At 68.6% G+C, this 18,733-nt stretch carries 11 protein-coding genes; 1 reads left to right on the top strand and 10 read right to left on the bottom strand.

Features of this window, described 5'->3' with window-relative positions; all coding sequences use genetic code 11:
* Positions 1-44 precede the first annotated feature (44 nt).
* The 8 genes from dxs to ngcE form a co-directional block, all read right to left on the bottom strand.
* A complete protein-coding gene (gene dxs / locus ACFVFH_RS17095; protein ID WP_383768802.1) occupies positions 45-1,973 on the bottom strand; it encodes a 1-deoxy-D-xylulose-5-phosphate synthase in 1,929 nt (642 codons plus the stop codon).
* Between the two features lie 178 nt (positions 1,974-2,151).
* Complete coding sequence (locus ACFVFH_RS17090; protein WP_383768799.1) at positions 2,152-3,465, bottom strand: sugar ABC transporter permease; 1,314 nt, start codon at positions 3,463-3,465, stop codon at positions 2,152-2,154.
* A complete protein-coding gene (locus ACFVFH_RS17085; RefSeq protein WP_383768797.1) occupies positions 3,462-4,256 on the bottom strand; it encodes an ATP-binding cassette domain-containing protein in 795 nt (264 codons plus the stop codon). The genes ACFVFH_RS17090 and ACFVFH_RS17085 overlap by 4 nt, the downstream gene beginning before the upstream one ends.
* 288 nt (positions 4,257-4,544) lie before the next feature.
* Positions 4,545-5,642, bottom strand: coding sequence for a substrate-binding domain-containing protein (locus tag ACFVFH_RS17080; protein WP_383768795.1), 1,098 nt, complete (start codon positions 5,640-5,642; stop codon positions 4,545-4,547).
* 122 nt (positions 5,643-5,764) lie between these two features.
* The gene (locus tag ACFVFH_RS17075; RefSeq protein ID WP_383768793.1) at positions 5,765-6,964 is read right to left on the bottom strand and encodes an ROK family protein; all 1,200 of its coding nucleotides are present in this window, start codon (positions 6,962-6,964) and stop codon (positions 5,765-5,767) included.
* 190 nt (positions 6,965-7,154) lie between these two features.
* On the bottom strand, positions 7,155-8,072 hold the full coding sequence (locus tag ACFVFH_RS17070) for a carbohydrate ABC transporter permease (protein ID WP_383768791.1): 918 nt from the start codon (positions 8,070-8,072) through the stop codon (positions 7,155-7,157).
* A gap of 91 nt (positions 8,073-8,163) precedes the next feature.
* Positions 8,164-9,087, bottom strand: a complete 924-nt coding sequence (locus ACFVFH_RS17065) for a carbohydrate ABC transporter permease (RefSeq protein WP_383768788.1) — start codon at positions 9,085-9,087, stop codon at positions 8,164-8,166.
* A gap of 50 nt (positions 9,088-9,137) precedes the next feature.
* Positions 9,138-10,586 carry an N-acetylglucosamine/diacetylchitobiose ABC transporter substrate-binding protein gene (ngcE, locus tag ACFVFH_RS17060; protein WP_383768786.1) on the bottom strand — a complete coding sequence of 483 codons (1,449 nt, stop codon included), beginning with the start codon at positions 10,584-10,586 and terminating at the stop codon, positions 9,138-9,140.
* A gap of 503 nt (positions 10,587-11,089) precedes the next feature.
* Between ngcE and ACFVFH_RS17055 the strand changes: the two genes are divergently transcribed.
* Positions 11,090-14,935: a GH92 family glycosyl hydrolase gene (locus ACFVFH_RS17055; protein WP_383768783.1), complete on the top strand. Its 3,846-nt coding sequence runs from the start codon at positions 11,090-11,092 to the stop codon at positions 14,933-14,935.
* A gap of 69 nt (positions 14,936-15,004) precedes the next feature.
* Here the strand turns inward: ACFVFH_RS17055 and ACFVFH_RS17050 are convergent, their stop codons facing one another.
* On the bottom strand, positions 15,005-15,649 hold the full coding sequence (locus ACFVFH_RS17050; RefSeq protein WP_383768780.1) for a histidine phosphatase family protein: 645 nt from the start codon (positions 15,647-15,649) through the stop codon (positions 15,005-15,007).
* A gap of 311 nt (positions 15,650-15,960) precedes the next feature.
* Positions 15,961-18,675: an aconitate hydratase AcnA gene (gene acnA, locus ACFVFH_RS17045; RefSeq protein ID WP_383768777.1), complete on the bottom strand. Its 2,715-nt coding sequence runs from the start codon at positions 18,673-18,675 to the stop codon at positions 15,961-15,963.
* Between the last annotated feature and the right edge of the window lie 58 nt (positions 18,676-18,733).

Below are 18,733 nucleotides of genomic sequence, written 5' to 3'. Positions count from 1 at the left end.
GCCCATCGGCCGTATGCCCTCCGGCGCCCTGGGGGCGGCCCGGGTCAGTCCCGGGCGGGCTCGATCACGGAGCGGGTGTCGGCCTCGCTCTCGAAGCGGCCGTCCAGCTTGGCCACCAGACCGGTGACCTGGCGGGCGATGTCCGGCGCGGTCAGCCCGATCTCGGCCATGACCTCCTTGCGGGAGGCGTGGTCGAGGAAGCGCGGCGGGATGCCGAAGTCGCGCAGCGGTACGTCGACCCCCGCGTCGCGCAGTGCCTGGGAGACCGCGGAGCCGACGCCGCCGGCGCGGCTGTTGTCCTCGACGGTGACGACGACCCGGTGCTGCTCGGCGAGCGGGGCCATGGCCTCGTCCACCGGCTTGACCCAGCGGGGGTCGACGACGGTCGTCGAGATGCCCTGGGCCTCCAGCAGCTCGGCGATCTCCAGGCACATCGGGGCGAGCGCGCCGACGGAGACCAGGAGGACGTCCGGCCGGGTGGTGCCGGGCTCGCGCAGCACGTCCATGCCGCCGACCCGGCCGACGGCCTTGACCGCCGGGCCGACCGCGCCCTTGGAGAACCGGACCACGGTCGGTGCGTCGTCGACCTGGACGGCCTCGCGGAGCTGGGCGCGGACCTGGTCGGCGTCGCGCGGGGCGGCGATCCGGAGCGTGGGCACGCACTGGAGGATCGACATGTCCCACATGCCGTTGTGCGAGGCGCCGTCGGTGCCGGTGACACCGGCCCGGTCCAGGACGAAGGTCACCCCGCACTTGTGCAGTGCGACGTCCATCAGGACCTGGTCGAAGGCCCGGTTGAGGAAGGTGGCGTACACCGCGAAGACGGGGTGCAGCCCGCCGGTCGCGAGGCCGGCCGCGGAGACCGCGCCGTGCTGCTCGGCGATGCCGACGTCGTAGATCCGGTCCGGGAACGCCTTCTCGAACTTGGTCAGGCCGACCGGCTGGAGCATGGCCGCGGTGATCGCGACGATGTCCTCGCGCTCCTTGCCGAGCTTGACCATCTCCTCGCCGAAGACGGAGGTCCAGTCGAGGCCCGAGGTGGCGACCGGGAGGCCGGTGTCGGGGTGGATCTTGCCGACGGCGTGGAAGCGGTCGGCCTCGTCGAGCAGGGCCGGGGTGTAGCCGCGGCCCTTCTCGGTGAGGCAGTGCACGATGACGGGCCCGCCGAAGCGCTTGGCGCGCTGGAGCGCCGACTCCAGGGCCTCCATGTCGTGGCCGTCGATCGGGCCGACGTACTTCAGGCCGAGGTCCTCGAACATGCCCTGCGGGGCGATGAAGTCCTTGAGGCCCTTCTTGGCCCCGTGCAGCGTCTCGTACAGCGGCTTGCCGACGACGGGGGTGCGCTCCAGGAGGTCCTTGCCGCGGGCCAGGAAGCGCTCGTAGCCGTCGGTGGTCCGCAGCGTGGCGAGGTGGTTGGCGAGGCCGCCGATGGTCGGCGCGTAGGAGCGCTCGTTGTCGTTGACGACGATGACCAGCGGGCGGTCCTTGGCGGCGGCGATGTTGTTCAGCGCCTCCCAGGCCATGCCGCCGGTGAGCGCGCCGTCACCGATGACGGCGACGACGTGGTCGTCCTTGCCCAGCACCTCGTTGGCCTTGGCCAGGCCGTCGGCCCAGCCGAGCACCGTGGAGGCGTGCGAGTTCTCGATGACGTCGTGCTCGGACTCGGCGCGGGAGGGGTAGCCGGAGAGGCCGCCCTTGCTCTTGAGCTTCGAGAAGTCCTGGCGGCCGGTGAGGAGCTTGTGCACATAGCTCTGGTGACCGGTGTCGAACAGCACCTTGTCCTTCGGCGAGTCGAAGACCCGGTGCAGGGCGATGGTCAGTTCGACCACGCCCAGGTTGGGGCCGAGGTGGCCGCCGGTCTTCGATACGGCGTCGACGAGGAAGGTCCGGATCTCCTCGGCGAGCTGTTCCAGCTGCTCGGGAGTGAGCCGGTCCAGGTCACGCGGTCCACCGATGCGGGTCAGCAGGGCCACCCGTGCCTCCTTGCGTCTTGAGCTGGTCGAGCATGCCGGTCCGATGAGTCTAATGTTCCGCCCGTCCGCGTGGGCATCGGGCATGGGGCGGGCCGTTCCGCCCCGTGCCCGATGCCCACGCGGAAGTGCCCGGTGCCCGTGTCGGGGCACCGGGCACCGGGCACCGGGCCGGGCGGAGTTACGCGCGTCCCGCGGTCTTCTGGGTGCGCCGGGAGACCGAGTCGATGACCACGGCGGCCAGCAGCACCGCGCCGGTGATCATGTACTGGATGGCGTTGGCCATGCCGATCATGTTCAGGCCCTGCTGGATCGACTGGATCACGATCATGCCGAGCAGCGCGGACCAGACCTTGCCCCGGCCGCCGAAGAGGCTGGTGCCACCGATGACGGCGGCCGCGATGACCAGCATCAGGGTGTTGCCGCCGCCGACGCTCTTGGTGGCGCCGCCGGAGAGGCTGGCGATGAAGAGGCCGCCGAAGGCGCCCAGCATTCCGGAGAGCGCGAAGACGGTGATCCGGATCCGGTCGACGTCGATGCCGGCGCGACGCGCGGCCTCCGGGTTGCCGCCCACCGCGAAGACCTGGCGGCCGAAGGTGGTCCGGCGGGCCACGAAGTCCGCGACGACCAGGACGGCGAGGAAGAGCACCAGGGCCAGCGGCAGGCCGCGGGCTCCGGCGGGCTCGTTCAGGACGTACGCGACGGCGAAGCACAGGACCGCGACGACGCCCGTGCGGAGCAGGACCTCGGTGGTGGGACGGGCGGGCAGGTTCGCGGCCCCGCGGCGCCGGCTGTCCAGCAGGAGCGAGGCGGCGTAGGCGAGAACGGCGACCAGGGCGACGCCGTACGCGACGGCCTTGTCCTCGAAGAAGTAGTTGGTGAGGTTCTCGACGATGCTGCCGGACGGCGTGTTGATCGAGCCCTCACCGCCCATCATCCACTCCTGCAGACCGCTCCAGCCGAGGAAGCCGGCCAGGGTGACGACGAAGGCCGGTACCCCGATCTTGGCGAAGAAGAAGCCGTGCAGCGCGCCGAGCACCATGCCGGAGAGCACCGCGACGACCACCGCCGACCAGTCGCTCCAGCCGTGGTTGACGTTGAGCACGGCCCAGACGGCCGCGCCGACACCGGCGACCGAGCCGACGGACAGGTCGATCTCGCCGAGCAGCAGCACGAAGACGATGCCGACCGCCATGATGCCGAGGCCGGAGCTGTAGACCGCGACGTTGGCGATGGAGCTGGCGGAGAGGAAGTTGCTGTTCTGGAGCTGGAAGACGATCGCGATGACGATCAGGCCGACGAGGACCGGCAGCGAGCCGAGCTCGCCGCCGCGCACCTTGCGGGTGAACTCGGACCAGTAGCCCTTGAAGCCCTCCTCGCGGACGAGCAGGCGCGGGTCCACCGCGGGGACGGGTGCCGCCGAGGGCTCGGCGGCCGGTGCCGCCGCCCCGGGCTCGTCGGTGGCGGTCTCGGGGGTCTTGGCGAGGTCGCTCACTTCGCGTCCTCCTTCGTGGCTGTGCGGGCCTGGCGGCGCGTGACGGCGTTGTCCGTGGCACCGGTGATCGCGGAGATGATCTCCTCGTGGGACGTGGTCTCCACGTCGAAGACTCCGTTGTTGCGGCCCAGCCGCAGCACGGCCACCTTGTCGGCGACGGCGCGCACATCGGCCATGTTGTGGCTGATGAGGATGACGCCGTGGCCGCGCTCGCGCAGCCGCTCGACGAGGTCGAGGACCTGGGCGGTCTGCTCGACGCCGAGCGCGGCGGTGGGCTCGTCGAGGATGACGACCTTGGGGTCGCCGATCAGGGCGCGGGCGATGGCCACGACCTGGCGCTGGCCGCCGGAGAGCGAGGCGACCGGGATGCGGACGCTGGGTATCCGGATGGACAGCGTGTCGAGCAGTTCCTTGGCGCGCTTCTCCATCCCGATCTCGTCGAGGACGGCGGCCTTGCGCAGTTCGCTGCCGAGGAAGAGGTTGGCGACGACATCGAGGTTGTCGCAGAGCGCCAAGTCCTGGTAGACGGTGGCGACTCCGAGCTCCTGGGCGTCGTTCGGCCGGTTGATGCGGACCGCTTCGCCCTCCCACTCGATGGTGCCTTCGTCGATCGGGTGGACACCCGAAATGGTCTTGACGAGGGTCGACTTGCCGGCGCCGTTGTCGCCGACCAGGGCGACCACTTCGCCGGAGCGAATCTCCAGGTCCACATCGGTGAGCGCCTGGACGGCGCCGAACCGCTTGGAGACTCCGCGCAACGCCAGCACGGGCGTAGCGGACACGTGAATCATCTCCTTCGCCGCCTGACGGGCGGGAATGGTACTGCTGAGCACAGGGGGCGGAGCCGGTCGCCGGACCACCGGGGACGTTCTCGGAGCGCCGTCGCCCGGGGCGACCGCGCGCCGGGGCCGGATGCGGGGTCCGGACCCGGGGGTCCGTGGGAGGTCCGGGATCCGGGGGGGGCATCCGGGGTCCGTGAAGGTCCGGAACCGGTGAGAAGCCCGGCGCCCGCCCCTGCTGCGGGGCATGTTGACGGGGCGGGTGCCGGACCGGACCGGGGGACGCCTGCCGGCGGGTGACTACTTGATGCCGGCGGCGTCGCAGGCCGCCTTGTACTGGGCGGTGCAGATCTCCTCGGCCTTGTAGACCTTGTCCGCGACGATCGTGGACGCGATGTTCTCCTTGGTCACGACCGAGGCGTCGTAGAGCTTCGACGGGGTGCCCTTGAACTCCCCGGAGAGGCTGTCGACCTTGACCGGGGCCAGGTCGTCGATCTTCTCGCCCTTGAGCAGTTTGACGGCGATCTCGGCGGTGGTCTCGGCCTCCGGCTTGATCTGCTTGTAGATCGAGAAGGACTGCTCGCCCGTGAGGATGCGCTGCAGACCGGCCAGCTCGGAGTCCTGACCGCCGACCGGAACCTTCACGCCCTGCTTCTTCAGGGCCGTGATGATGCCGCCGGCCATGCCGTCATTGGCGGAGTAGACACCCTGGAAGCCGTTCTTGCCCAGGGAGTCGATGGCCGCTCCCATCTTCTTGTTGGCCTCGTCGGCCGACCAGTCCGGGATGTCCTGCTCGTAGACGACCTTCTTGACCTGCTTGTCGAGGACGCTGTGCGCGCCCCTCTTGAAGAAGGGGGCGTTCGGGTCGGTCGGGGAGCCGTTGATCATGACAACGTTGCTGTCCTTGGCCTTGGCGCCCATCGCCTTGACCAGCGCCTCGCCCTGGAGCTGGCCGATCTTCTCGTTGTCGTACGAGACGTAGGCGGAGATCGGGCCCTCGGCGAGACGGTCGTACGCGACGACCTTGACGTCCTTCTTCGCGGCCTGCTCGACCCAGGACTTCGCGGCCTTGTAGTCGACGGTGTCCAGGATGATGACCTTCACGCCCTGCGTCACCAGCGCGTCGAACTGCTTCTTCTGGGTCTCGCTGTCCTGCGCGGCGTTGTTGTACTTGACCTTGCAGTCGGAGCACAGCGCCTTGATCTTCGCCTCGATGATGGGGCGGTCGAAGGTCTCGTAGCGCGTGGTCTTGTTCTCCGGAAGGAGCAGGCCGATGGTCTTGCCGTCGCCGCCGCTGCCGGAATCCTTGTCGTCACCGGCCTTGCCACACGCCGCGAGGGAGACGGCCATGGAGAGTGCGGCCGTGCCTATGACGATGCGTCGCGTCGTTGCGTTCATTACGGGTTGCCTCCCTGACGAGGCCGCAACGTTGCGGCCGAGGTGGCTGGCAGTCAACTCGGCTGCAACGTCAGCGTCAAGGAGTAAATCCTTAACGAGATGACAACGGTGCCATTCGTTATCTAAGTGAAGGCAGGAGTGTTCTTCGGCAGGGTGCTTTCCAAAAGGGTCGAATCCCCCATCTCGCTGAGCACGAGGGCCAGTGCGCCCAGGACTTCGGCACGGCCGCCCAGCGCCCCGGGCAGCACCGAGAGCTGCCGGGCGGCGCTCGGGATGGCGTAGCGGGAGACCGAGTCGCGGATCGGTGCGAGCACCAACTCCCCGGCCTCGGCCAGCGATCCGCCGAGGACGACCCGGCTGGGGTTGAGCAGATTGCAGAGGTTGGCCACCCCGCTGCCGATGTGCCGCCCGACGTCCCCGATCACCCGGCGGCAGCCCGGATCGCCCTCGCGGGCCAGCTGGACCACCCGTTCCATGGTGAGATCGGGGCCGTGGCTGGGCTGGAGCAGCGGCAGCACGTACCGGGCGGCCGTGAAGGTCTCCAGGCAGCCGCGGTTGCCGCAGCGGCACACCGGACCGGACTCGTCGAGGGTGATGTGCCCGATCTCGCCGGCCGTGCCGCCCGGCCCCCGGTAGATCCGCCCGTCGATCACCAGGCCGGCGCCGACGCCGCTGGCGACCTTGATGTAGGCGAGGTCCTTGACCCCCCGGCCGCTCCCCCAGACCAGCTCGCCGAGCGCGCCGAGGTTGGCGTCGTTGTCGACGTACACCGGCACCCCGAGCCGGCCGGAGAGCTCCTTGCTGGGGTTGATGCCCGTCCAGCCCGGCAGGATCGACGTGGAGCCCAGCGTCCCGGACTCCACGTCGATCGGGCCGGGAACACCGAGGCCCACCCCGATCACCTTGTCGGGGCCGATCCCGGTCGTCTCGATCAGTCGCCTGACCAACCGCTCGGCCCGCCCGAACCCCTGCGCGGAGGAGGCGTCGACGTCCAGCGGCTCGGCCTCCTCGGCGAGCACCTGGTGGGCGAGGTTGCCGACCGCCACCCGCAGGTGCGTATGGCCGAAATCGACCCCGATCACAATGCCCGCGTCCCCGCTGAGCGAGACGCTGCGGGCCCGGCGGCCGCCCGCCGAGGTCGGGGTGACCTCGACCGTGCCGCCATCCTTCAGTTCACGAACGATGTTGGAGACGGTGGCCGCTGACAGGCCGGTGCTCCGTGCGATCTCCGCCTGGGTGAGCGAGCCGGCCATACGTACCGCGCGTACGACCCGCTCAAGGTTGGCGCGATGCAGAGATGTCTGCGACCCCGGAGTCTCCATCGACTCTCTCACTCCTACCGTTTTCTCTAACATGTGAACTCTAAGCTGAGCGTTTTGCGGCACTCCCCGTCAAGACCTTGAGCAAGCGAAGCCTCGGATGAGCACCGGGGACGGCCGTCCCCGGACACGCGAACCGCCCGCCGGCGCGTGGCCGACGGGCGGTTCGTGAGTGCGGGACGGTGCCGGGACGTTACTTCACCGCACCCGCGGTGAGTCCGGCGACGACCTGGCGCTGGAAGATGATGTAGGCCGCGAGGACCGGCAGCATCGCCATCACCAGACCGGCGAAGAGACCGGACCAGTCGCCCTTGTACCCCTGGCTGTTGGCCAGCTCGACCAGCCCCTGGGAGAGCACCCGGTGGTTCGGGTCGGTGTTGAGCACCGTGGGCAGCATGTACTGGTTCCACTGCCCCAGGAAGTTGAAGATGCCGACGCTGATCAGGCCGGGCTTCGCCATCGGCAGCATCACCTGGAAGAACGTCCGGGTGTGCGAGGCGCCGTCGAGCATCGCCGCCTCCGCCACCGAGGTCGGCAGCGTCCGGAAGAACGAGGTGAGGAAGAAGACGGTGAACGGCAGCGAGTACGCGATGTAGACCATGATCAGTCCGTGCCGCGTGTTCAGCAGGCCCATGTTGTTCATGACGAAGAACAGCGGGACCAGCGCCAGGATGATCGGGAAGCTCATCCCGCCGATGAACATGTAGTAGATGAAGCGGTTGCCGGGGAAGTCGAACCGCGCCAGTACGTACGCCGCCATCGAGCCGAGCAGCAGGGTGCCGACGAGCGAACAGCCGACCACCACGACGGTGTTGAAGAAGTAGTCGCTCATGTGCGCCTGGCTCCAGGCGCGCGACCAGTTCTCGAAGTGCAGCTTGTCGGGCAGGGCCCACGGCGTCGACAGGATCGAGTCGTCGGTCTTGAAGGACGCCATCACCGCCCAGAGCAGCGGCATGACGACCAGGATCGCCCAGATGATCAGCACACCGTGCGAGAAGACGTTGAGGACCTGGCCCTCGCTGCCCTTCTCCTTGGCGGCGGGTGCGGGCGCCTTGGCCACCGGGGCCGGTTCCGCGGCCGGGGCCGCGGGAGGGGTGTCAGTCGTCTTCACGTGTACTCACCTCGTACTGTCGAGCCGGACACGGAGGCCGACCTGTGGTGCCTGCTGGGGGTCCGGGGGCCGTCTCCCGGGAATCGCAGCATCAGAACTCCAGCCGATCGCGCCGGCCCAGTCGCATCACGATGGCGGCGAAGGCCATGGTGACGATGAGCAGTCCGACACCGATCGTCGTCGCGTAGCCGGCCTGCCCGTCACGGAAGGCCGTCTGGTACACGTACAGCGGCAGGACCGTGGTCGAGTAGTCGGGGCCACCAGGGCCCACGGTCATGACCTGTACGGCGGTGAACGCCTCCACGCCGAGGGCCAGGATCCCCATGTAGACCCAGCCCGACTGCACGGTGTCCCAGAGCAGCGGAAGGGTGATCCGGAAGAACGTGGTGAAGCGGTTGGCGCCGTCGAGCAGGGCCGCCTCGTAGAAGTCCTTCGGGATGGACGCCATTCCGGCCGAGAAGAGGACGACGAAGAATCCGACCGTCGACCAGATCAGCACCGACATGACGCAGACGAGCGCCAGGCTCGGGTCGCCCAGCCAGTCCGGCTGAATGGACCCCAGGCCGATTCCCTCCAGCGTGGCATTCAGCATCCCGTCACGGGGGTTGAACGCGAACTGGAACAGCAGGGCCACGATGACGATCGAGAGCACCTGCGGGAAGAAATAGGCGATCTTGTAGAAACTTGAGCCGCGCACGCCGGAGACCGCGGCGTTCTTGCGCCGCCGGCCTCCGACATTGAGCATGAAGGCGAAGAAGAGCGCCAGGCCCAGCGTCACCAACGGCAGCAGCAGCACAAGCAACACACTGTGCTGCAACGACTTCCAGAAGATGTCGTCCTTCAGCATCTTCGTGTAGTTGTCGAACCCGACCATCTTGAAGTCCGGGCTCAGGCCGGTCCAGTCCGTGAACGAGTAGTAGATGGACTGGATGAACGGCCAAATGACGAAGACCGCATACAGCGCGAGTGGGACTACCAAGAACCCCACGATGAAACGGTACTTGCCGTGCTGCATCGTTTACCGACCCCGATCTTTCCGCGGGTGCCGCCGTTGGTGACGGTTGCTCACTGGTGCTTGTAGTGCTTGATGGACTGGTCCTTGGCGGCCGCGTCGGCGAAGGCCTGGATCTTCTTGATGGCTTCCGCCGGGGTCGCGCGGCCGGCCATCATCTCGCCGATACCGGCGACACCGATCTGCTCCTTCTGGAGCTTCACGTACCAGTCCTGAAGACGCGGGTTCACCACGTTGTCGCCGGCCTTCTTCAGCGAGTCGACGCCGGACTGCATGGCGGTCGACAGGGTCAGGCCGTCGGTGCCGCCGTTGAACGCGCTGAGGGACTTGACCTGCTTGGTGAAGTTCTTCGAGGACTCCTCGGAGAGCATGATGCGCAGCTGCTCCATGCCGCCCTGGGGGTTCTTCGCGTTGGCCGGGACGATGAAGGGCTCACCGCCGGAGGCCCAGATGGTGCCGAAGGGCAGCTTGTCGGACGAGTCCAGGCCGGACGGCGGGGCGACCATCATCTTGAAGTCCTTGGGCGTGGTCGGGGCCGCCTCGTTCTCCACCCACGAACCGTTCGGGATGAAGAGCGCGTTGCCCTTGGTCCACTCGGTCTGCGACTGGATGTGGGTCAGACCCGGGGTGCCCTTGAGGATGTACCCCTTCTTGTACAGCTCGTAGTACGCCTCGAACGCCGCCTTGACCGCGGGGTCCTGCCAGGCGTTCGGCTCCAGGTTGTCGATCTTGTCGAGAACCTCCCGGCCACCGATCTTGGCGATGAACGGGTAGAGCGAGAACGGCAGGTAGTACGGGTACTTACCGGCGTAGGTCCAGCCCGCGATGCCCTTCTTCTTCGCCTTCGCGCAGAGCGCGAGCATGGCGTCCCAGTCCTCCGGGTACTCCGCGTCGAGCTTCTCCAGCGCGGTCTGCGAGTACCAGACGCCGTACACGGTGTACGCGTAGTACATGATCCAGACCGGGTCGCCGTCGAACTGACCCATCTCCAGGACACCGGGACGCAGCGTGTCGCGGACCTTCTTGTTCGGGTCGTCTATGGACGGGGCGTCCATCAGCGGCGTCAGGTCGAGCAGCTGCTTCTTGCCGACCAGGACACCCATGTCCATCTGCTCGGCGCCCGAGTTGTCGATCAGGTCCGGCGGGGTGCCGCCGTTGAAGCGGGGCTGCAGCTGCGACTGGATCTTCTGGGTCGCGACGTGCTTGACCTTCGGGGCCTTCGGGAACGCCGCGCTGTACTTCTTCTCCGCGTCGATCGCGTACTGCTGGCCGAAGCCGCCGTCGAAGATGACCACCTCTAGCGGGGCCGTCTCGTTCACGCCGAGCGGGTTGGCCTTGGTGACCTTGCCCTTCTCGACCTTCTTGTCGCCGCCGCTGTCGCCGCTCGCGCACGCCGACAGGAAGCCCATCGCCGGAACGCTGATCAGGCCGAGTGCGGCCGATCGCTTGATCACATCGCGACGGCCAAGGCCCTCATTCTTGTGGGCGGAGGTGGATCCCATGCTCAAGTCCTCGCCTTCTCCAGGACTCAGGCGGTGTGTACCGGTCGCCCGTCGATATTCGCCTCAGGCGAAGGGCCCCGCCACCGCGGTCAGTTGCGCTTGGGTAGTGCTGATTTTCAGGCTAGCCATGTGCAGTGGGGGGTTGAGGGAGAGCGGGCATCGGATGCACCCGTCGTGCCGTCCTCGACCGTTCCCCCACGTCCCCCTTGCCCGCGTCGCCGAAACGGCTGTGCAGACGCCGACAGGTATAGTCCACTCACGGCCGACTGAGCAAGATCGAATGCGAGTTTGAGCAGCAGTCTTTCCCGAGTTGAGACCTCGCAGATACATGGCCCCCGCACGCTCATCGCCCGGGTGTAACGATTTCCGCATTCCGGTCGATACGGCTTGTGCTCCACACCCAACACCCTTGACACACCCCGGCACTTGCCTCCCTACTGGACCTTGCGCATCTCTCTGACAACGTTGTCCAGGTGCACTTCCCCCGGGAGGAATGGCTCGACATGCAGCCCCGACATGGTTCTCGCAAGAGACAAAGCCGTACGGCCGCACTGATCGCGGCTTCACTGGTCCTCGTCATGACCGCCCCAGCGGCGGCCGCCGCGGAGTCGGCCGGTGGTCACGGAAAGGGACGGCCCCCCTCGGGGGACCGGACATTCAGCTCGTCCTTCGAATCGGATGAAAAGCAGCCGGACTGGCGCAATACCGTGGAAGAGGGCCCTGACGGAAAGAAGCGGTCATCGGGTGTCGATGGCGGATTCTCCACAGGAATCCCGGGCAATGTCACCGACAGGGTGACGGACGTCCGCGCCAGTGGTGAGAACACCGGCGGCGGGGAGGTGAAGGAGAACCTGATCGACGGGGAGTCCGGCACCAAGTGGCTGGCCTTCGCGCCCACCGGCTGGGTCGAGTTCGATCTCGACGCACCGGTCAAGGTCGTGACGTACGCGCTGACTTCGGCCAACGACCACGCCGAGCGCGACCCGAAGGACTGGACGCTGCGGGGCTCCACCGACGGCAAGGACTGGAAGGAGCTCGACTCCCGGACCGGCCAGACGTTCTCCGAGCGGTTCCGGACGAAGTCGTACGACTTCACCTCCGACACGGCCTACCAGCACTACCGCCTGGAGATCACCGGGAACAACGGCGCCTCCGACGCCACCCAGCTCGCCGACGTACAGTTCTCCGACGGCGACACCTCGGCCCCGGCCCCCGCCGAGATGCGCAGCCAGGTCGACCGCGGCCCCTCCGGCTCCCCCACCGCGAAGGCGGGCGCGGGCTTCACCGGGAAGAAGGCCCTGCGGTACGCCGGTACGCACAAGGCGGACGGCCGCGCCTACTCGTACAACAAGGTCTTCGATGTGAACACGGCGGTCGGCCGTGACACCGCGCTGTCCTATCTGGTCTATCCGCAGATGGGCGAGACCGACCTCTCCTACCCGGCGACGCATGTCGCGGTGGACCTGGCGTTCACGGACGGCACGTATCTGAGCGATCTGCGGGCCACCGACAGCAACGGCGGGCTGCTGACCCCGCAGGGCCAGGCCGACGCCAAGCGGCTCTACGTCAACCAGTGGAACAAGGTCGAGTCGACGATCGGCACGGTCGCGGCGGGCAAGACCGTGGACCGCATCCTGGTGGCGTACGACTCCCCCCGGGGCACGGCGAAGTTCCAGGGCTGGATCGACGACATCGCGATCGCCCCGAAGGCGCCCGAGAAGCGCCGCCCGCACCTCTCCGACTACGCGTCCACGATCCGCGGCACCAATTCCAGCGGCGGATTCTCCCGGGGCAACAACTTCCCCGCCACCGCCGTCCCCAACGGCTTCAACTTCTGGACCCCGGTCACCAACGCGGGCTCCACGAGCTGGCTCTACGACTACGCGCGCGGCAACAACGACGACAACCTGCCCACCCTCCAGGCCTTCAGCGCCAGCCATGAGCCGAGCCCCTGGATGGGCGACCGGCAGACCTTCCAGCTGATGCCGTCGGCGGCCTCCGGCACCCCGGACGCCTCCCGCACGGCGCGTGCGCTGCCGTTCCACCACGAGAACGAGACGGCGAAGCCGCACTACTACGGCGTGACGTTCGACAACGGCCTCAAGGCCGAGATGACACCGTCGGACCACGCGGCCCGGATGCGGTTCACCTACCCCGGTGACGACGCGAGCATCGTCTTCGACAACGTCTCCAACGACGGCGGGCTCACCCTCGACCCGGCCACCAGCTCCTTCACCGGCTTCTCCGACGTGAAGAGCGGCGGCTCCACCGGAGCCACCCGCCTCTTCGTGTACGGCGTCTTCGACGCCCCGGTGACCGGCAGCGGCAAGCTGTCCGGCGGCGGTGGCGACGACGTCACCGGCTATCTGCGCTTCGACGCGGGCAAGGACCGCACGGTGAACCTCCGCCTGGCGACCTCCCTCATCGGCGTCGACCAGGCGAAGCGGAACCTGGCCGCCGAGATCCCCGCCTCCCGCTCCTTCGGCCGGGTCGAGGACCGGGCGCAGCGGGCCTGGGACGACATCCTGGGCAAGGTGGAGGTCGAGGGTGCCACGGCCGACCAGCTGACCACCCTCTACTCCAGCCTGTACCGGCTGTACCTGTACCCGAACTCGGGCTTCGAGAAGGTCGACGGCAAGGACAGGTACGCCAGCCCGTTCTCCCCGCAGACCGGCACCGACACCCCCACGCACACCGGGGCGAAGATCGTCGACGGCAAGGTGTACGTCAACAACGGCTTCTGGGACACCTACCGGACGACCTGGCCCGCGTACTCGCTGCTCACCCCGGACAAGGCCGGCGAGATGGTGGACGGCTTCGTCCAGCAGTACAAGGACGGCGGCTGGATCTCCCGCTGGTCGTCCCCCGGCTACGCCGACCTGATGACCGGCACCTCCTCGGACGTCGCGTTCGCGGACGCCTATGTCAAGGGTGTGAAGTTCGACGCGGAGGCGGCGTACGACGCGGCGCTGAAGAACGCCACGGTGGTCCCGCCGTCCTCCGGCGTCGGCCGCAAGGGCATGGCGACGTCCCCGTTCGTGGGCTACGCGGACACCTCGACCCACGAGGGCCTGTCCTGGTCGCTGGAGGGCTACCTCAACGACTACGGCATCGCGCGGATGGGGCAGGCGCTCTACAAGAAGACGAAGAAGAAGCGGTACGCGGAGGAGTCCGCGTACTTCCTGAACCGCGCGCGCAACTACGTCCAGCTCTTCGACGACAAGGCCGGTTTCTTCCAGGGCAAGGATGCCAAGGGCGACTGGCGGCTCCCGTCGGGGACGTACGACCCCCGGGTCTGGGGCTACGACTACACGGAGACGAACGGCTGGGGCTACGCCTTCACGGCCCCGCAGGACAGCCGGGGCCTGGCGAACCTGTACGGCGGCCGGGAGGGTCTGGCCAAGAAGCTCGACACGTACTTCACCACGCCGGAGACGGCGGGCCCCGAGTTCGTCGGCTCGTACGGCGGTGTCATCCACGAGATGACGGAGGCGCGTGACGTACGGATGGGCCAGTACGGCCACAGCAACCAGGTCGCGCACCACGTCGCGTACATGTACGACGCGGCCTCGCAGCCGTACAAGACCCAGGAGAAGGTCCGCGAGGTCCTGAGCCGCCTGTACACGGGCAGCGAGATCGGCCAGGGCTACCACGGCGACGAGGACAACGGCGAGCAGTCGGCCTGGTACCTCTTCTCCTCGCTCGGCTTCTACCCGCTGGTCATGGGCGGCGGCGAGTACGCGATCGGCTCCCCGCTCTTCACGAAGACCACGGTCCATCTGGAGAACGGCCGCGACCTGGTCGTCAGGGCGCCGAAGAACAGCGCGAAGAACATCTATGTGCAGGGCCTGCGGGTCGACGGCAGGAAGTGGACCTCGACGTCGCTGCCGCACGACCTGCTGGCCAAGGGCGGGGTGCTGGACTTCGACATGGGCCCGAGGCCGTCGTCGTGGGGCACCGGGAAGAACGCGGCGCCGACGTCGATCACCACGGACGACGAGGTGGCGTCCCCCCAGGCGGACGTGCTGAAGGGCGCGGGCGCCCTGTTCGACAACACCTCGGCGACCTCGGCCCGGGTCGCCACGGTGGATCTGCCGGTCCCCTCGGCGACGGACGCGGTCCGCTACACACTGACCTCGGACAAGGCGGCCGAGGCCCCGGCCGGCTGGGTCCTCCAGGGCTCGTCGGACGGCAGGGCGTGGAAGGACCTCGACAAGCGGTCCGCCGAGTCCTTCGCCTGGGACAGACAGACCCGGGTGTTCTCGGTGGACCGGCGGGGCACGTACGCGCACTACCGCCTGGTGTTCGCCGGTGAGGGGACGCTGGCGGAGGTGGAGCTGGTCTCCTGATCCCGCTGTTCCACCTGCTTTGAGGCCGACGGCCGGTGCCCCGCTGCGGGGCACCGGCCGTCGGTGCGTTCAGTCCCGTTCCGGGGCCTGGGGAACAGCCCGGGGAAACAGGCTCTGTGGCAGTGTCACGTTCCACGCCGTGATGACCGGTTTGCCGTGCTCGTGGCCGAGCCGCGAGACGGCCCCCGTGGCGAGCTGGAACAGCGTGCCCTCGGCGGGGGTCAGGCCCAGGTAGCGGGCGGTGAGCACACGCAGGAAGTGGGAGTGCGCGACGAGCGCGATGTCCTCGTCCGCGTCCCGGCCCGCCGCCTCCGCGGCCTCGGCCAGCACCCGGTCGGCGCGGGCCCCGACCTCGGCCGGGGTCTCCCCGGGATGGGCCTCGGGGCCGGGGGCGACCCCGTCGGTCCAGAGGTTCCACTCCGGGCGGGTGAGCCGGATCTCGTCGGTGGTCACCCCTTCGTAGCCGCCGTAGTCCCATTCGCGCAGCTCGGGTGTGATGCGGGGGGCGGCGAGCCCGGCCAGCTCGGCGGTGCGCCGGGCGCGTACGGCGGGGCTGACGAGGGTGAGCGCGATCCTCCGGTCGGTCAGCAGGGGCGCCAGCGCGCGGGCCTGCCGCTCCCCGAAGGGGGTCAGGGGCAGATCGGTGTAGCTCGTGTGCTGCCCGGACCGCGACCACTCCGTCTCGCCGTGCCGGATCAGGATCAGCTCGCCCATGGGTGTCATCCGCTCTCTGTGCCGTTCGTTCCGCGTGGTCCGCAGTTCTGGGAACCCGCGGGACCACCATCGCATTCCGTGCGCCCGCGGCGAGGCGCGCGGTGGCCCGTCCGGTCCGGCGAACGGGTGGTCCACGCCGTTCCGCGCCCGCCCCCGGCCCGGCGGGGCCAGGTGGCCGGAGCCGTTCCGTCACCGGCCAGGACCCGCGGAGGTGCCCATGGGAACGACGGGCCGGGACGGGCGCGGAACGTGCGAAGGGCCGCACCCCGGGGTTCCGGGGTGCGGCCCTTCGGCCCCGCTGTCCGCCGCGACTACTTGCGGATCAGGTTGCGCAGCACGTACTGCATGATGCCGCCGTTGCGGTAGTAGTCCGCCTCACCGGGGGTGTCGATGCGGACGACCGCGTCGAACTCCACACCGGTGTCGGTGGTCACCTTGACCGTGCGCGGCGTGGTGCCGTTGTTCAGCTCGGTCACGCCGGTGAAGGAGAAGGTCTCCTCGCCGGTCAGGCCGAGGGACTCGGCGGTCGCGCCCTCCGGGAACTGGAGCGGGAGGACGCCCATGCCGATGAGGTTCGAGCGGTGGATACGCTCGTAGGACTCGGCGATGACGGCCTTGACGCCCAGGAGCGCGGTGCCCTTGGCGGCCCAGTCGCGGGACGAGCCCGAGCCGTACTCCTTGCCCGCCAGGATGACCAGCGGGGTGCCGGCGGCCTGGTAGTTCTGCGAGGCGTCGTAGATGAACGACACCGGGGCGTCCGCCTGGGTGAAGTCGCGGGTGAAGCCGCCCTCGGTGCCCGGCGCGATCTGGTTGCGCAGGCGGATGTTGGCGAAGGTGCCGCGGATCATGACCTCGTGGTTGCCACGGCGCGAGCCGTAGGAGTTGAAGTCACGGCGCTCGACGCCGTGCTCCGTGAGGTACTTGCCCGCCGGGGTGTCGGCCTTGATCGCACCGGCCGGGGAGATGTGGTCGGTGGTGACCGAGTCGCCCAGCTTGGCGAGCACACGGGCGCCGGTGATGTCGGCGACCGGGGTCGTCTCCATCGTCATGCCCTCGAAGTACGGGGGCTTGCGCACGTAGGTGGACTGCGGGTCCCACTCGAAGGTGTTGCCGGTGGGGATCGCCAGCGCCTGCCACTGGGCGTCGCCCGCGAAGACGTCCTGGTAGGACTTGTTGAACATGTCCTCGCCGATGGCGTTGGCGACGACGTCGTTCACCTCGGCCTCGGTGGGCCAGATGTCCGCGAGGTGGACCGGCTTGCCGTCCTGGTCGATGCCCAGGGCGTCCTTGGTGATGTCCACCTTCATCGAACCGGCGATGGCGTACGCGACGACCAGCGGCGGGGACGCCAGGTAGTTCATCTTGACGTCGGGGTTGATCCGGCCCTCGAAGTTGCGGTTGCCGGAGAGCACCGAGGTCACGGCCAGGTCGTGCTCGTTGACCGCCTTGGAGACCTCCTCCGGCAGCGGGCCGGAGTTGCCGATGCAGGTGGTGCAGCCGTAGCCGACGAGGTTGAAGCCGACCTTGTCGAGGTACGGGGTCAGGCCCGCCTTGTCGAAGTAGTCGGTGACGACCTTGGAGCCCGGGGCGAGGGTGGTCTTGACCCACGGCTTGCGGGTCAGGCCCTTCTCGACGGCCTTCTTCGCCACGAGCGCCGCGGCGACCATGACGTACGGGTTCGAGGTGTTGGTGCAGGAGGTGATCGCGGCGACGGTGACGGCGCCGTGGTCGATCTCGTACGTCGTGCCGTCGGGGGCCGTGACCGTGGTCGGACGCGACGGGACGCCGTTGGTGGAGGCCGGGGCGTCGGAGGCCGGGAAGGACTCCTTGCCGGACTCCTCGTCGTCGGCGACGTAGTTGCGCACGTCCTGGGCGAACTGCTGCTTGGCGTTCGCGAGGACGATGCGGTCCTGCGGGCGCTTCGGACCGGCGATCGACGGGACGACCGAGGAGAGGTCCAGCTCCAGCTTCTCGGAGAAGTCCGGCTCGGCGGCCGGGTCGAGCCAGAGGCCCTGCTCCTTGGCGTACGCCTCGACCAGCGCGACCTGCTGCTCGTCGCGGCCGGTCAGGCGCAGGTACTTCAGCGTCTCGTCGTCGATCGGGAAGATCGCGGCGGTGGAGCCGAACTCCGGCGACATGTTGCCGATGGTGGCGCGGTTCGCGAGGGAGGTGGCGGCGACGCCCTCACCGTAGAACTCGACGAACTTGCCGACGACACCGTGCTTGCGGAGCATCTCGGTGATGGTCAGCACCAGGTCGGTGGCGGTGGTGCCGGCCGGGAGCTCGCCGGTCAGCTTGAAGCCGACGACGCGCGGGATGAGCATGGAGACCGGCTGCCCGAGCATCGCGGCCTCGGCCTCGATGCCGCCGACGCCCCAGCCCAGCACACCGAGGCCGTTGACCATGGTGGTGTGCGAGTCGGTGCCGACGAGGGTGTCGGGGTAGGCCTGGCCGTTACGGACCATGACGGTGCGGGCCAGGTGCTCGATGTTGACCTGGTGGACGATGCCGGTGCCCGGGGGGACGACCTTGAACTCGTCGAACGCGGTCTGGCCCCAGCGCAGGAACTGGTAGCGCTCCTTGTTGCGGCCGTACTCCAGCTCGACGTTCTGCGCGAACGCGTCGTTGGTGCCGAACTTGTCGGCGATGACGGAGTGGTCGATGACCAGCTCGGCCGGGGCGAGGGGGTTGATCTTGGCCGGGTCGCCGCCCAGCTCCTTGACGGCCTCGCGCATGGTGGCGAGGTCCACGACGCACGGCACACCGGTGAAGTCCTGCATGATCACGCGGGCCGGAGTGAACTGGATCTCCTGGCTGGGCTGCGCCTGGGAGTCCCAGCCGCCGAGCGCCCGGATGTGGTCGGCGGTGATGTTCGCGCCGTCCTCGGTGCGGAGCAGGTTCTCCAGCAGCACCTTCAGGCTGTAAGGGAGGCGCGCGGAGCCCTCGACCTTGTCCAGCTTGAAGATCTCGTACGACTCGTCGCCCACGCGCAGCGTGCTGCGGGCGTCGAAGCTGTTCGCCGACACGACAGTCTCCTTCATCAATGTGCGCGTACTCCGCGCCGCGCCTCATCGGGCCGGGCGC

This window comes from Streptomyces sp. NPDC057697, assembly GCF_042799335.1.
Taxonomy (GTDB): Bacteria; Actinomycetota; Actinomycetes; order Streptomycetales; family Streptomycetaceae; genus Streptomyces.
This window is presented reverse-complemented; position numbering and strand designations above follow the sequence as displayed.

Bases quoted from the DNA above. Each gene is read 5' to 3' on its own strand.
- ACFVFH_RS17085 (WP_383768797.1), bottom strand. From the start codon at position 4,256: ATGATTCACGTGTCCGCTACGCCCGTGCTGGCGTTGCGCGGAGTCTCC.
- ACFVFH_RS17075 (WP_383768793.1), bottom strand. From the start codon at position 6,964: ATGGAGACTCCGGGGTCGCAGACATCTCTGCATCGCGCCAACCTTGAG.
- ACFVFH_RS17050 (WP_383768780.1), bottom strand. From the start codon at position 15,649: ATGGGCGAGCTGATCCTGATCCGGCACGGCGAGACGGAGTGGTCGCGG.
- ACFVFH_RS17065 (WP_383768788.1), bottom strand. From the start codon at position 9,087: ATGCAGCACGGCAAGTACCGTTTCATCGTGGGGTTCTTGGTAGTCCCA.
- ACFVFH_RS17055 (WP_383768783.1), top strand. From the start codon at position 11,090: ATGCAGCCCCGACATGGTTCTCGCAAGAGACAAAGCCGTACGGCCGCA.
- ACFVFH_RS17080 (WP_383768795.1), bottom strand. From the start codon at position 5,642: ATGAACGCAACGACGCGACGCATCGTCATAGGCACGGCCGCACTCTCC.
- ngcE (WP_383768786.1), bottom strand. From the start codon at position 10,586: ATGGGATCCACCTCCGCCCACAAGAATGAGGGCCTTGGCCGTCGCGAT.